Here is a 12,672-nt window from a genome sequence, read left to right as displayed (position 1 = left end):
TTAAAGTGAATGTATAAATGCCGCCAACAGTTGCGCCACCGTCTCCGGCGCGTCTTCCATGAGAAAATGCCCCGCGCGGGGGATCACCTGCAGCCTGGCATCGGGAATGTCGGCCTGCAAACGGTAGGCGTAACTGACCGGCTGCCATTCATCGTTTTCGCCCCACAGGATCTGCACCGGCAGGCGCAGTTCGGGCAGGCGCTGTGCGAAATCCTCAGTATAGCGGGCGTTGTAATGGGCGATTTGCTGCTGATAGAACGCCGGTTGGCCGACCACGCCGACGATCGGCGCCAAATAGCGCTGCAATAATTCACCCTCCATCAGCGATTTGTCGAACACCGCCATTTTCAGTTGCCGCTCCAGGGTTTGCTCATGCTGCCGCTCGTCCATCACGGCGTACTGACGATAGTTATCGCGAATGCCGCGCCAGGTGGGAGAAGGCCAGGAATCGTAGCTGCAAATATCCGCGATGGTCAGCGAGCGAAAGCGCTCCGCATGGCTAAACGCCGCACGCAATGACAGCGCGCCGCCAATATCGTGACCGAAGACGTGGGCGGTATCCAGTTGCCAGTGGTCCAGCAGCCCAATCAGCAGCTCCGCCTGTGCGGCAATCGACGTGTCTGCCGACAGCGGGCGCTCTGACGCGCCAAAGCCCAGCAAATCGTAGAGGTGGACCTGAAAGCCCGCAGACGTCAACCTGGGCAGCAGGTCACGCCAGATTATCGAGTGGGCGGGCGTACCGTGCACCAGCACCAGCGGATCGCCTGCACCGTGCACGCCGGCGGCAATGCGATGGCCACCGACGATAATGTGCCGATCGAGCAGGGTAGGGAAGTCGTTCATCATGATCTCTCCATGGGTTGGCTGTACCCAACCTACGCATTCTCTTTTCATGACGCCAATGACAAGTTATGGTGAATAAATCCCACTTTTGTCATGGCGTGCTGATGACCCCGCGTTTATCCATCGATGCATTACGGGCGCTGCAAAGCGTCATTGATACCGGCAGCATGACGCGCGCCGCGCAACAGCTCAATCTCAGCCAGTCGGCGGTGAGCTGGAAAATCAAACGGTTGGAGGAACAGCTGGGCCGTATTCTGATCGATCGTCAGGGCGGCGTGTTGACCGCCACCGCCGACGGCGAGGCGCTGCTGCTGCACGGACGGCGCATCCTGCAGGCTCACGATCGGGCGCTGGCCCACTTTTCACTTTCATCATTGCAGGGCGTGGTGCGTTTTGGCGCCACGGAACAGATGCCGCTGGCCCAATTGGCCGCTTTGCTGACGGCATTTACCCATCAGCATCCGCAGGTTGACGTGCAGTTGGTGATTGAACAAAGCCAGGTATTGCGTGCTGCTCTCGCGAAAGGGGATCTCGACCTGGTGCTGCATCAGCAGTTCCGCGATGCCCTGAGCACCGAGGATGTGGCGTTGGAAAGCGAACGCATTCATTGGTGCGTCCCGCCTGGGTGGCATTACCAGCCGGGCGAGAGGGTGAAGCTGGTGAGCTACGGGCCGGACTGTTTTTACCGCGGCCTGGCGGAGGAGCGCCTAAGCGCGGCGGGCATCGATTACCGGGTCTGCGTTGAGTGCCCCTCGATAGCCGGCATGCTGGTGGCCATTTCTGCGGGAATGGGGATTGGTCTGCTCAGCCAGCAATGTCTCGATCGCCGGGTGCAGGTCGATGCCGGGTTTGAACGCAGCATGCCGCTGCCCGAAGTGGTGAATGCGCTGCGCCTGGGCGCCAGGCGGCATCATCCGCTGCTGCAAAGGCTGCAACAGCGGATCGTACAGGCGCTGGGGAAAACGGCCGCTTCCTGAGACGCGGCGGATAACGGCGCGGTTAGGCGCGGCGCGGGTTGGTCAGGCCGAAGTTGAAGTTATTGCAGCGGTTGCAGAACTCTTTCATCACCGGCGGGGTATCCATCATCGGCACCTTGACTTCGATAAAGGCCAGCCGATCCTGGCGTGAAGCCTGTTCCAGCGCCAGCTCCAGCTGTTGAGTGGTTTCGACCGCCACGCTGAACGGCGTAGCCTGGGTGTTGAGCACCGCCGGCAGTTTGGCGTAATCCCAGGGGCCAATGTCGTTGTAAGACGAATTCTCCCCGAGAATGTAGCGCTCTATAGTGTAGCCGTCGTTATTAATCAGGAAAATGATGGGCTTTTGCTCATAGCGCAGCAGGGTGGAGAGCTCCTGAGCGGTGAGCTGGAAGGATCCATCGCCAATAAACAGCAGGTGCCGACGATGTGGCGCGGCCATCAGGGTGCCGAGCAGCGCCGGCAGAGTATAACCAATCGACCCCCAGATCGGCTGATTAACCACTTTCACGCCGTCCGGCATGCGCATGCCGCCAATCGCCGCCCCTGAGGTGCCGTTCTCCACCACCAGCACGTCATCCGCCCGAATAAAGCGCTGCATCCGTTGCCAGAAATAGTCCTGATCGAGAGCCGCTTCGCCCGGTGTCGCCAGCCTGTGCTTGTGTTCGGGGAGCGGTGCCAGCGGCGGGGCCGCCATGCCTTTATCCAGCGCCAGCAGCGCTTGCAACAGGTCCGCCGCCGCTACCGCCGGGTAGGAGGTCTTGCCCAGTTTCAGCGAGAAAGGCTGAATATCAATTTGCGAGCCGGCAGGGATTTGATGCGAGAAATACCCGGTGGTGGAATCGACCAGGCGTACGCCGAAAGTCAGCACGCAGTCGGCGTTCGCCATGTGTTCGTACAACTCGGGGCGTGACAGGTCGCCGCTGTAGCCCCCCATCCAGCCTGCGGTGGTTTCCGGGATAATGCATTTTGCCGTCGGCATATTGGTGAGTGGGATCGCAAATTTATGTGCGACGTCGACAACTAATTGCTGTAGCTGAAAACGATCCACCATTTGGTCGACCAGAATAATCGGTTTTTTCGCCTGTTTGATGCGCGCCAGCAGCGCCATCGCCGCCAGTTGGACATTATATTGGTCGCTTTGCGGTAATTGCGGTGGGGCGATCGTCTGGGCTATTTCAATTTCTACATCGCAAATATCGGAAGGCAACTGTAAATAAACCGGTTTCTTTTCCGTCCAGGCGCGGGAAATAACGCGCGGAATTTCCACTGCCGCATTTTCCGGTGTGATTAATGCTTGGGCGACGGTGAACTGTTTAAAGCAGTTCATGACGTTATCAAAGTTACCGTCCGCCAGCGTGTGGTGCAGCAGTTCATGGTTTTTCATCGCATGCAGCGGCGGGGTGCCGGACAGGCAGATCACCGGTGCGGATTCGGCATAGGCGCCGGCAATGCCGGACAGAGCGGCCAGGTCACCAACGCCGTAGGTAGTGATTAGCGCTCCGGCACCTTTCAACCGCGCATAGCCGTCGGCAGCATAAGAGGCGTTCAGTTCGTTACAATTACCGATAAATTCAAGTTCGCCTTGCTGTTCAATCAGTTCCAGCAGTGCCAGGTTATAATCGCCGGGCACGCCATAAATACGATCGATGCTCAGGGTTCGGAGCTGTTGCAGAATAAAGGCTCCAATAGTGATTTTCATGTGTTTCTCCGGATTTTATCTCTTTTCTTTTATCAGGCAGAAATCAGCAAAATACTTTGCCGGCGATGTTGTGTGGCGATTAATGAAATAATCCGCTCTGGCGCAGACGGGTTTTTCTCGCTTGTTTTAACCATTATGTAAACTCCTCGCTTGTTCAAGCTGAGGGGGTGGTGTGGGAAACGGCGGAATTGTATTTGGGGGTTTACGTTGTCATTAATCAATATTAAAAATAAGGTTATTGGACGGTGGCATTTTTCATTGAATCTGATTGACCAGTAAAATCGGGATAGGGCGCGCAGATAATGGGGCGTTCGGCAATCTCTCGGTACTTTTGCCGGCAGGGTTAATCCCCGTTTTTTAGTGCCGTTACTTTTTTGCTTTTCCCGCATGACCTTTCAACATAAATAACTCTTTTTAAGTATCTCCGCTGGGTTCTCTCATTAAATTGCAGGTGATCCAACGCCAGCCTGAACGGTTATTTGCAATGCTGCACGCATGTAACATTGTATTTACATAAATGCAGCATTCTGACAGGCCTCGGTTTGATGGGGGCGGCCTGAAAAGTGGGCTTTCAGCCGCAGTTGCAAATGGGGTAGCCATCACATTTCCCCCTCAGGCGGGAGTAACGATTTCGCTACACTTTGCGTGAAGACGAAGATCGTCCCATGCCGTGGAGCTTTCCATTATTGCGGAGTTTTCCGACAGACGGGGTATTTGGCGAGCAGTAGGCTGAGCGCGCGGAATAGGACCTGCGGGGTAATATTCCTTGCCGATAGCTAAACTTAACCAAGTGACAACAGGGCAGGGAAAATATCTTGGATAAATAAGATACAGCTTGATCTTGCCAATGCGATCGGTAAGAATCCCCGGCCTTAATTTTACAGGAGCTTTATGATGTTTTTTAAACGGACAATTTTGGCTTGCTCGGTGGCATTGGTATTTCCTGCACTACCTTCTTACGCAGAGGTTGGTGCAGGAAATAGCAATTCCGCGCAGGCTGAAAAACCGGGGTTGTGGCAGCGTTTCACCGATAACGTGTCGGAAACCTGGAATAACTCGCCGAATAAAGACATCTATCTGCCGGCCATCACCTGGCATAACCGCTGGACTTACGATGACGAGCACATCGACAAGTACAATGAGCGGCCCTGGGGCGCCGGTTATGGCATATCGCGCTACGATAGCGACGGAGACTGGCACGGTATCTATCTGATGGCGTTCAAGGATTCGTTCAATAAGTGGGAACCCATCGGCGGTTACGCTTACGAGAAAATCTGGCGGCCGCTGGATGACAAGGATTTCCGCCTGGGGCTGGGGTTTACCGCCAGCATTACCGCGCGGGATAACTGGAACTACATTCCTATCCCGGCGCCGTTGCCGCTGGCGTCGATCGGCTATAAACAGCTGACCTTCCAGGCGACCTACATTCCCGGCACTTATAACAACGGCAACGTGTTCTTCGCCTGGCTGCGCTGGCAGTTCTGATTTCCAGCGGGCCTTTGGGCCCTCTGCTCTCCCCCCAAAAAAATTACCTGAATTCTGAAAAACGGCTGCCGCACCAGATAAAAGGAACTTGTCGGCAACGATGGCGTCGGAAGAGGTGACCCGGCGCATTGCGTAGAGCGCGCCGTTTTCGGGAAATAACAGGAGCTTTACCCCCATGAATACCAAACATCGTTTACTGTTGGCGCTGACCTTGACCACGGCTATGACCTGCGGGGCAGCGCAGGCTGCCGGGCTGATGGATTCCATCAGCAGCGCCGCCGGTGAACTGACCAAGTCAGGGGGCAGCACTGGCGGCACCTCGCTGTCTTCCCTGACCAGCCTGCTGAATGGCGGCGATAAAGCGCTGAGTGCCGGCAGCATGACCAACGCTGCCGGCATCCTGCAATATTGCGTGAAAAACAATGTGTTGTCGGCCAATGGCACCGAAGCGGTGAAAGACCAATTGCTGAGTAAGTTAGGCATCAGCAGCACTGAAAACGCCAAGAGCCAGGATTACCAGCAAGGGCTGGGCGGTCTGTTGAAAACCGGCGAAGGCAAAAGCCTGGATTTGAACAACTTGGGCGTTTCGCAAATCACCGAGAAAGTGAAGCAAAAAGCCTGCGATCTGGTGCTCAAGCAGGGTGCGTCCTTTATTTCCTGATAGCCTGAACGGCGGGGGCTGCGGCCACCCGCCGTTTTTATTTCCCCGTCGTATTTCAAACTGCAACGTGAAATTCATGGGGTCGATAAGAGCAAAAATGAAAAGAATTCTGATGACCTCCCTGTTGGCAGGGGTGACGCTGCTGCAAGGTTGTACGGTAAAAACGCCCGAGGCGCCGCCACCGCCGCAGGTGAAAGCGGTCGGGATGGCAAACCCGGCAGACGTTTATTGCACCGAGATCGGCGGCAAGCTGAACGCCAGGCACAACGCCGACGGCCAGTATTCCACCTGCACCTTGCCGAGCGGCCAGGAAATCGAGAGCTGGGAATTGTTCCGGCGCGATCACCCGGTGAAGAAGTAAGCTTGACGGCATCGGAGCCTTCATCTGGTGCCGTATCAGAACTCGCGATCGCTGATGGATTGGAACTCGATGCCGCTGTTCGAGCCCATCTTCAGCGGCATCCGCCAATCGCTGTCTTTGCCCAGGGTGAACGCTTTGGAGCGGAAGTTGCAGCCGCTCTTGATGTTCTTGATTTTCATCACGTGTTCCGCTGTTGAATCGATTTTGACATCGAAGTTGCCGGCGGCGGGAATAAACACCTCCGCCAGCTGTTGCGGCGCTGCGGGCGTTTCCAGCCTGACCAACACCGCAAAATCGTTGCCTTGATTGTCCAGCGTCAGACGATGCAGGCCGGCATTGGCCCGGCGTTCCGGCTGATGCAGATAGCCTGCCGAGGCTGGCCAGGCTTGCCCTGCATTATCGTGCAACGGTCCGCCGCACTGTTCACGCGCTTCGCGCAGCGGCATTTCACGCAGGTTTGCCCGGTTGTAATCGATGGGGGCGGTCGTCACAAATTCATCGTCATGTTGATGTGCGCGCAGATAGCGTTTGGCGCTGAATACCCCAGCGGCAATCAGCATAAAGAAGATAAAAATCGTCAGGCGATTCCTGAAGATGGATCCGAACAGCCTGCCCGGTAATTGAAATAGCCACTTCGCGATTTTCAACAGCATCTTTTTCCCTTAGCGCCCAAGCCGTTACGTTCTGCGGTAACGATGCTTGCCTCAGTATAGCCAACATCTCGCCGACGAAAATCCCTCCCCGGCATTTTTCTTTCTCCTGATTGTTGTACGTTTTTGTTCGTTTATGTACATTTATGATCAGTTATTCACCTTTGAGCTTGAAAATGTCCAAACTGTTACCCAACGAACGTCATGACGCGATCCTCGCCACTTTGCAGCGCCAGGGGCGGGTGTTGGCGGCTGAAATGGCGGAACGCCTGAATACCACCGAAGCCACCATTCGGCGCGATCTGCGCCAGTTGGCGGCGCAAAACCTATGCAAGCGCATTTATGGCGGCGCGCTGGCGCCCACGCCGGCATCCGGGCCGATGAGTGAACGGCTACATTTAAGCGGCGATGAGAAGCAGGCGCTGGCGCTGGCCGCGCGGGAGTTGGTGACGCAAGGGCAGATCATTTTCCTTGATGCCGGCAGCACTCATCTGTATCTGGCCGACCTGCTGCCGCGCGACCAGCGGCTGACCGTAGTTACTAACGCGCTTTCCATTGCCGGTAAAATGCTGGAACGGCCGGGGATACGCACGATTTTAATCGGTGGCGAATTGGATGCCGAGGTGGGCGGCTGCGTGGATGCGAAAGCCGCGCAGGAAATTGACGGTTTTCATTTTGATATGGCCTTTATCGGCATCTGTGCCTACGACCCGGCCAGTGGTTTTTCGGCGCTCAATTACCAGGATGCCCAGTTCAAGCAGCGCCTGCTGACGCGCTCGGGCAACGTCGCGGTGCTGTGCACCCGCGACAAACTCAATACCTTCGCCCCTTATACCTTTTTGCCCGCCGGGCGGGTCGATTATCTGGTTACCCTGAGCGGCGGGCATCCGCAACTCGAACAGCAGGTGATCCAGGGAGGCGGCAAGGTGTTGTATGGCGATTCACCTAACGGAGACTGAGATGAAAATAGCCCATGTTGCACTGTGGACCCGCGATATCGATGCCCAGGTGGCGTTCTGGCAGCGCTATTTCAACGGCGTTGCCGGCGAAGAATACGTTAGCCGCAACCGCCCGGGTTTTGTTTCCCGCTTTGTCAGCCTGGCTTGCGGTCCGCAGCTGGAAATTATGCGCCTGCCGGATCTGCTGCCGGCGGAGCAGGCCAACGAGCGCGTGGGTTGGGCGCATATCGCGCTGTCGGTCGGCGACGAGGGCCTGGTCGATTTGTTGGCGCAGCGCGCCCGGCAGGAGGGTATTCTGCAGGCGCCACCGCGCTGGACCGGCGATGGTTTTTACGAAGCGATCATCCGTGATCCCGACGGTAACGCCATCGAAATTACCGCCTGATCACTCTTCTTCGAGGATCGCGAACTGCCGGGACAAATAATCGAGCAGCAACCGGACCGCCGGCAGCAGCCCACGGCGCGACGGATAGACCGCATGCACAACGCCGCCCTGCGGTTGCCAGTCGGGCAACAATGGCACCAGCTCGCCGCGCAGCATGTTGTCGCGCATCATCATCGACGGCAACTGCACAATGCCGACGCCGGCAATCGCCGCGGTACGCAGCATCAGCATATCGTCGGTAACCAGCCGCGGCCTGTGCTCCCATTCCACTTTCTCACCGTCCGGCCCGGTCAGTTGCCACTGATGTTGTGCCCGCGCCGGCCCGAGATCGAGCGTCGGGTATTTATCCAATTCGTCAGGCCGTTGCACCGGGCCAAGGGTCCGTACCAGCGCGGGGCTGGCGGCGATGTACCAGATGCGCTGAGCCAGGATCTTCAGCACCAGATCGCTGTCTTCCAGCGGCGGCGGCCGCACGCGGATCGCCAGATCCAGGCCTTCGCCCACGACGTCCACCCGGCGATTGGTGGCTTCCAGATGGACCGTCACCTTGGGGTAATCGGCCATAAAGGCCGCCACCATACTGCCGACGCGGGTATGCAGGAGCGCCACCGGGCAAGACATGCGCACCGTTCCGCAGGGCTCCGCGCGGGTTTGCTCAATGGCCTGCTGCGCGGCGTCGGCCTCCACCAGCATCGCCTTACAGTGAACGTAATAGTTCTGACCGACTTCGGTGACGGAGAAACGCCGGGTTGAACGCTGGATCAGGCGCGCGCCCAAGCGCTCTTCCAGCAGCGCCACGCGGCGGCTGAGCTTGGACTTCGGGATGCCCAACGCCCGGCCGGCCGGTGCAAATCCCTGATGATCGACCACGCTGGCGAAATAAAACAGATCGTTCAAATCGGTGAACATCGCCCGTCCTTGTCGTTCTATATGTAGAACGCTGAGTGTACATCTTGCCTACTACTGCGGCAAATGGCGTTCAATTAGACTTCTGGCATCAACCTAAGGTCGCGAGACCTGAAACAGGAGTGCAAGATGAAAAAGATCCTCGGTATTTACGACAGCCCTGAAGCCCATTGGGTCGGCAACGGTTTCCTGGTGAATTCGCTGTTCTCCTACAACGATCTGGGGGCGGAAATGAGCCCGTTTCTGCTGTTGGATCATGCCGCGCCAACCAAATTCCGCTCCGCCTCCGGCACCCGCGGCGTTGGCCAGCACCCGCATCGCGGGTTTGAAACGGTGACCATCGTGTATCAGGGGGAAGTGGAGCACCGCGATTCCACCGGCAACGGCGGGGTGATTGGCCCCGGCGACGTGCAATGGATGACGGCCGCCTCGGGTATTTTGCACGAAGAGTTCCATTCACGGGATTTCTCGCGCAACGGCGGCACCATGGAAATGGTGCAACTGTGGGTCAACCTGCCGGCCAAGGACAAAATGGCCGAGCCGGGTTACCAGACGCTGCTGAGTGCGGATATCCCGGTGGTTCCGCTGGCGGACGGCGCAGGGCAGGTGCGGGTGATTGCCGGTAACTTTGGCGGCCACGCCGGCCCGGCGCGCACCTTCAGCCCGCTCAATGTGTGGGATATGAAGCTGAACGCCGGCCACACCACCACGTTGACGGTGGAAGAAGGCCATACCCTGGCGTTGGTGATGCTGCACGGTGCCATTCATGTTAACGGCGAGGAAGTGGTGCGCGAAACCCAAATGGTCAGGTTTGACCGTGAGGGCGATTCGATCACTATCGAAGCCAACAACGATGTCGCCTTGCTGGTGCTGAGCGGTGAACCGATCGATGAGCCTATCGTCGGCTACGGTCCGTTCGTGATGAACAGCGACGCTGAAATCCAGCAGGCTTTCAGCGATTTCAACGGCGGCAAGTTCGGCACTATGGCGGCTGAGTACGGGGCGAGTTAAGCCATCCTCCCTGACCCGGAGCAAGTTCTCCGGGTCAGACACTACACTTAAACCTCTGCGCTCCCGGCGTTGTGGCTGGGGCGCTATATCCGCAATAATCAAAACCCAACAGGAGTAAACCATGGCTGCAAATTACAAACGCCTCGACAAGGATCAGGCCGCCGTATTGCTGGTGGATCATCAGGCAGGGCTGCTTTCGCTGGTACGTGATATCGATCCCGATCGTTTTAAAAACAACGTACTGGCGCTGGGTGATTTAGCGAAGTATTTCAACCTGCCAACCATCCTGACCACCAGTTTCGAAGAGGGACCGAACGGCCCGCTGGTGCCGGAATTGAAGGCCCAATTCCCTGACGCACCTTTCATTCCTCGCCCGGGGCAGATTAACGCCTGGGATAACGACGACTTCGTAAAAGCGGTAAAAGCCACCGGCCGCAAACAGCTGATTATCGCCGGCGTGGTCACCGAGGTGTGCGTGGCGTTCCCGGCGCTGTCCGCTCTCAGCGAAGGTTTTGAGGTGTTTGTGGTCACCGACGCCTCCGGCACCTTCAACGAGCTGACGCGTCAGTCGGCCTGGAGCCGCATGGAAGCCGAAGGCGCGCAACTGATGACCTGGTTCGGCGTGGCCTGCGAGCTGCACCGCGACTGGCGTAACGATGTGGAAGGGCTGGGCGCGCTGTTCTCCAATCATATCCCGGACTACCGCAACCTGATGACCAGCTACAGCACGCTGACTCGCGGCAAATAAGACGGCTAGCGGGATGCAAATACCGATGTATCTTTACAAGATCCTTAAGCTTTAATCACGTTGGCGTCAGGATGTAAGCAAAGATCATCGGTGTGAAAAGGTCGTGAAAAGCGGCTTTCTCATCTGCCGGGGGCGGGGTAGGTTAACCCTAATCCCGGCAAATGAGGTCAATATCATGAAAAATGCACGCAAAGTACTGGCACTGCCTTTCCTGGCCGCCGCGACGCTGTTCAGCGTCAGCGCGCTTTCCGCTCCGGCTCCGACAGATAAAAATGCGCCGCCGGCAGGGCAAGACTTCCGCTTGCCGCCTTTCCCGGAGGGGCATATGCCCAAACCTGGCTTCTGTCACGGTGGGGAGGTGTTCTGCGCCACCTCTGCCAGCGACAACCCGACCGAAACCATCAATAAGCTGACTTCGGTGATCCCGGCCGGCAGCGCCAAGCATTATGAAGTACGAATTTCGGTCGTGGCATTGCCGGATACGCCGCCAGCACCGCCGGCCTCTTAAAAGCCGCACCAGTCTGCTGGCTCTGGGGGGGAATGCGCGCTAGTCTGGGGTGATCACCTCAGGAGGCAGGATGAATTCGCCAAAGCTCCCCCCTAATCTCTCTTCTTATCTACAGCCTGGCGATCGGGTGCTGTTATTCGATGGCGAATGCAATCTTTGCCATGGGTTGGTGAGATATCTTATCCGCGCCGATCGACAAGCCAAAATCCTGTTGGCGACGGTGCAATCGGCGGAAGGGCTGGCGATCCTGACCTGGCTGGGGTTGCCCACTGGCCCTGTCGACTCCATCGTTTATCTTGAGCAGGGGCACCATTGGCTGCGTTCGGCGGCGTTTTTTCAGGCGTTACGCCAGCTTGGCTGGCCATTTCGCCTGTTGGCGTTGGCGCGCTTTCTGCCGCAACGGCTGGCCGATGGGGTTTACAATGCGGTGGCGAGCAATCGCTACCGGCTATTTGGCCGCAATGACGGCACCGCCTTGCCCGGCGCCGATCTGCCGGGGCGCTACCTGCATTCCGGTTTCCGCCGCTCCCGCTGAGCTTTACGCTTCTTTACCGTTTAATTGCTTGAAATATCAGCGTTCTGGCTCCATATAATGGAACGTTCAACCAAAAAAGGAGTGCGTATGGGAATCAGTGAAGAAGAGCATCTCCGCCGTTTAACCCACGAAAAGAACGCCGTGGGGAATTCGGCGAAATGGGTAGCGATAGTTTCAGCCGTTTATTTTGCCCTGATGGTGTTTTACGGCCACCCGATTGGTGTGATGGCCATGTCCGGGGTGATCTTTATCGTTTCCACCGCCATCTGGTTGAAGAAGCGCAAGAAAGTGAAATCCTATCGTCGGGTGCTGGCGGAAATCAACGACGACGCCTCCGTTTAACCGCCCTGATAGTCGCTGCGCATCAGGGTATAAATCAGGCTTGGCTCGGCGCCAGGCACGTCGTTTAGCGTATCCACCAAGCGCAGTCCCGCTTTTTCCAACACGTGACGCGAGGCCTGATGGTTTGCACGCACGGTGGCGGAAATCTCATCCAGCCCCAGGAGTTCGAAGCCATATTCGAGCGCGGCCAGCGCCATCTCCGTGGCCAACCCCATTCCCCAGACCTGCGTATCGAAACGGTAACCCAGATTCACCGTGCGCTGCGCGCCGAGCGGATGCCACGACAGCCCGCCGAAGCCGATGATCCACTCCGGCCGCTCACGCAGCGCAATCGCCCAAGAGCCATAACCGCGTTGCCGCCATGTATCTATGCGTTCAGTAAGCGCCTGCTTAGCCTGCTCTTCGCTGACAACGGGGCCGGCAGGGTTGAAGCGCTGGGTTTCAGGATCGCCGAAAATGGCGTAAAACCTGGCCAGATCGTCGGCCACCGGTGGGCGCATCACCAAGCGGGTGCTGATATAGGGATCGGTAGGGGACATCTTCGGCATGGATTCTCGTAACCTGCTGTGATTGGGTAGGTTTAACTGTAGACCAACTGCACG

Annotated in this window: 16 protein-coding genes; 11 read left to right on the top strand and 5 right to left on the bottom strand. The window is 57.4% G+C overall.

Annotated elements, in window-relative coordinates; genetic code table 11:
• Nucleotides 1-846 carry an alpha/beta fold hydrolase gene (locus ACUTQW_RS18780; RefSeq protein WP_006323848.1) on the bottom strand — a complete coding sequence of 282 codons (846 nt, stop codon included), beginning with the start codon at nt 844-846 and terminating at the stop codon, nt 1-3.
• Between the two features lie 65 nt (nt 847-911).
• Here ACUTQW_RS18780 and ACUTQW_RS18775 point away from each other — a divergent pair, with 65 nt between their 5' ends.
• On the top strand, nt 912-1,820 hold the full coding sequence (locus ACUTQW_RS18775; protein WP_006323849.1) for a LysR family transcriptional regulator: 909 nt from the start codon (nt 912-914) through the stop codon (nt 1,818-1,820).
• A gap of 22 nt (nt 1,821-1,842) precedes the next feature.
• Here the strand turns inward: ACUTQW_RS18775 and ACUTQW_RS18770 are convergent, their stop codons facing one another.
• A complete protein-coding gene (locus ACUTQW_RS18770) occupies nt 1,843-3,519 on the bottom strand; it encodes an alpha-keto acid decarboxylase family protein (protein ID WP_020438523.1) in 1,677 nt (558 codons plus the stop codon).
• Nucleotides 3,520-4,410: 891 nt separating this feature from the next.
• Between ACUTQW_RS18770 and pagP the strand changes: the two genes are divergently transcribed.
• The 3 genes from pagP (at nt 4,411) to ACUTQW_RS18755 (ending at nt 6,026) form a co-directional block, all read left to right on the top strand.
• A complete protein-coding gene (gene pagP, locus ACUTQW_RS18765) occupies nt 4,411-5,004 on the top strand; it encodes a lipid IV(A) palmitoyltransferase PagP (RefSeq protein ID WP_173401957.1) in 594 nt (197 codons plus the stop codon).
• Nucleotides 5,005-5,179: 175 nt separating this feature from the next.
• Nucleotides 5,180-5,665, top strand: coding sequence for a DUF2501 domain-containing protein (locus ACUTQW_RS18760; RefSeq protein ID WP_037432232.1), 486 nt, complete (start codon nt 5,180-5,182; stop codon nt 5,663-5,665).
• Between the two features lie 97 nt (nt 5,666-5,762).
• Nucleotides 5,763-6,026, top strand: a complete 264-nt coding sequence (locus tag ACUTQW_RS18755; RefSeq protein WP_037432234.1) for a putative hemolysin — start codon at nt 5,763-5,765, stop codon at nt 6,024-6,026.
• A 35-nt stretch (nt 6,027-6,061) separates the two neighbouring features.
• Here ACUTQW_RS18755 and ACUTQW_RS18750 read toward each other — a convergent pair whose 3' ends face one another.
• A complete protein-coding gene (locus ACUTQW_RS18750; protein ID WP_004949140.1) occupies nt 6,062-6,679 on the bottom strand; it encodes a hypothetical protein in 618 nt (205 codons plus the stop codon).
• A gap of 173 nt (nt 6,680-6,852) precedes the next feature.
• Here ACUTQW_RS18750 and ACUTQW_RS18745 point away from each other — a divergent pair, with 173 nt between their 5' ends.
• Together ACUTQW_RS18745 and ACUTQW_RS18740 are read left to right on the top strand one after the other, a co-directional pair.
• Nucleotides 6,853-7,635 carry a DeoR/GlpR family DNA-binding transcription regulator gene (locus ACUTQW_RS18745; protein ID WP_041417696.1) on the top strand — a complete coding sequence of 261 codons (783 nt, stop codon included), beginning with the start codon at nt 6,853-6,855 and terminating at the stop codon, nt 7,633-7,635.
• A gap of 1 nt (nt 7,636) precedes the next feature.
• Complete coding sequence (locus ACUTQW_RS18740) at nt 7,637-8,020, top strand: VOC family protein (RefSeq protein WP_020438527.1); 384 nt, start codon at nt 7,637-7,639, stop codon at nt 8,018-8,020.
• Here the strand turns inward: ACUTQW_RS18740 and ACUTQW_RS18735 are convergent, their stop codons facing one another.
• Nucleotides 8,021-8,929, bottom strand: coding sequence for a LysR family transcriptional regulator (locus ACUTQW_RS18735; RefSeq protein WP_006323863.1), 909 nt, complete (start codon nt 8,927-8,929; stop codon nt 8,021-8,023).
• 126 nt (nt 8,930-9,055) lie between these two features.
• Here ACUTQW_RS18735 and ACUTQW_RS18730 point away from each other — a divergent pair, with 126 nt between their 5' ends.
• The 5 genes from ACUTQW_RS18730 (at nt 9,056) to ACUTQW_RS18710 (ending at nt 12,070) form a co-directional block, all read left to right on the top strand.
• Entirely contained in the window at nt 9,056-9,937 is an 882-nt protein-coding gene (locus ACUTQW_RS18730) for a pirin family protein (protein ID WP_445654931.1), read from the top strand.
• 121 nt (nt 9,938-10,058) lie between these two features.
• The gene (ycaC, locus tag ACUTQW_RS18725; protein WP_004949145.1) at nt 10,059-10,685 is read left to right on the top strand and encodes an isochorismate family cysteine hydrolase YcaC; all 627 of its coding nucleotides are present in this window, start codon (nt 10,059-10,061) and stop codon (nt 10,683-10,685) included.
• Between the two features lie 175 nt (nt 10,686-10,860).
• On the top strand, nt 10,861-11,193 hold the full coding sequence (locus ACUTQW_RS18720; RefSeq protein ID WP_006323866.1) for a hypothetical protein: 333 nt from the start codon (nt 10,861-10,863) through the stop codon (nt 11,191-11,193).
• 70 nt (nt 11,194-11,263) lie between these two features.
• Complete coding sequence (locus tag ACUTQW_RS18715) at nt 11,264-11,728, top strand: thiol-disulfide oxidoreductase DCC family protein (RefSeq protein ID WP_006323868.1); 465 nt, start codon at nt 11,264-11,266, stop codon at nt 11,726-11,728.
• Between the two features lie 87 nt (nt 11,729-11,815).
• Nucleotides 11,816-12,070 carry a hypothetical protein gene (locus ACUTQW_RS18710; protein WP_004949148.1) on the top strand — a complete coding sequence of 85 codons (255 nt, stop codon included), beginning with the start codon at nt 11,816-11,818 and terminating at the stop codon, nt 12,068-12,070.
• Here ACUTQW_RS18710 and ACUTQW_RS18705 read toward each other — a convergent pair.
• Nucleotides 12,067-12,618: a GNAT family N-acetyltransferase gene (locus ACUTQW_RS18705; protein WP_006323870.1), complete on the bottom strand. Its 552-nt coding sequence runs from the start codon at nt 12,616-12,618 to the stop codon at nt 12,067-12,069. The two genes, ACUTQW_RS18710 and ACUTQW_RS18705, sit on opposite strands and share 4 nt — an antisense overlap.
• Between the last annotated feature and the right edge of the window lie 54 nt (nt 12,619-12,672).

The sequence above is a fragment of the Serratia sp. TSA_7 genome, from assembly GCF_052692135.1.
Note: the sequence above shows the minus strand (reverse complement) of the source record. Positions and strands in the feature narration are given on the sequence as shown.

What these genes read in the sequence shown, in the direction of transcription:
- ACUTQW_RS18780 (WP_006323848.1), bottom strand. Translation starts at nt 846, where the DNA reads ATGATGAACGACTTCCCTACCCTGCTCGATCGGCACATTATCGTCGGT.
- ACUTQW_RS18775 (WP_006323849.1), top strand. Translation starts at nt 912, where the DNA reads ATGGTGAATAAATCCCACTTTTGTCATGGCGTGCTGATGACCCCGCGT.
- ACUTQW_RS18770 (WP_020438523.1), bottom strand. Translation starts at nt 3,519, where the DNA reads ATGAAAATCACTATTGGAGCCTTTATTCTGCAACAGCTCCGAACCCTG.
- pagP (WP_173401957.1), top strand. Translation starts at nt 4,411, where the DNA reads ATGATGTTTTTTAAACGGACAATTTTGGCTTGCTCGGTGGCATTGGTA.
- ACUTQW_RS18760 (WP_037432232.1), top strand. Translation starts at nt 5,180, where the DNA reads ATGAATACCAAACATCGTTTACTGTTGGCGCTGACCTTGACCACGGCT.
- ACUTQW_RS18755 (WP_037432234.1), top strand. Translation starts at nt 5,763, where the DNA reads ATGAAAAGAATTCTGATGACCTCCCTGTTGGCAGGGGTGACGCTGCTG.
- ACUTQW_RS18750 (WP_004949140.1), bottom strand. Translation starts at nt 6,679, where the DNA reads ATGCTGTTGAAAATCGCGAAGTGGCTATTTCAATTACCGGGCAGGCTG.
- ACUTQW_RS18745 (WP_041417696.1), top strand. Translation starts at nt 6,853, where the DNA reads ATGTCCAAACTGTTACCCAACGAACGTCATGACGCGATCCTCGCCACT.
- ACUTQW_RS18740 (WP_020438527.1), top strand. Translation starts at nt 7,637, where the DNA reads ATGAAAATAGCCCATGTTGCACTGTGGACCCGCGATATCGATGCCCAG.
- ACUTQW_RS18735 (WP_006323863.1), bottom strand. Translation starts at nt 8,929, where the DNA reads ATGTTCACCGATTTGAACGATCTGTTTTATTTCGCCAGCGTGGTCGAT.
- ACUTQW_RS18730 (WP_445654931.1), top strand. Translation starts at nt 9,056, where the DNA reads ATGAAAAAGATCCTCGGTATTTACGACAGCCCTGAAGCCCATTGGGTC.
- ycaC (WP_004949145.1), top strand. Translation starts at nt 10,059, where the DNA reads ATGGCTGCAAATTACAAACGCCTCGACAAGGATCAGGCCGCCGTATTG.
- ACUTQW_RS18720 (WP_006323866.1), top strand. Translation starts at nt 10,861, where the DNA reads ATGAAAAATGCACGCAAAGTACTGGCACTGCCTTTCCTGGCCGCCGCG.
- ACUTQW_RS18715 (WP_006323868.1), top strand. Translation starts at nt 11,264, where the DNA reads ATGAATTCGCCAAAGCTCCCCCCTAATCTCTCTTCTTATCTACAGCCT.
- ACUTQW_RS18710 (WP_004949148.1), top strand. Translation starts at nt 11,816, where the DNA reads ATGGGAATCAGTGAAGAAGAGCATCTCCGCCGTTTAACCCACGAAAAG.
- ACUTQW_RS18705 (WP_006323870.1), bottom strand. Translation starts at nt 12,618, where the DNA reads ATGCCGAAGATGTCCCCTACCGATCCCTATATCAGCACCCGCTTGGTG.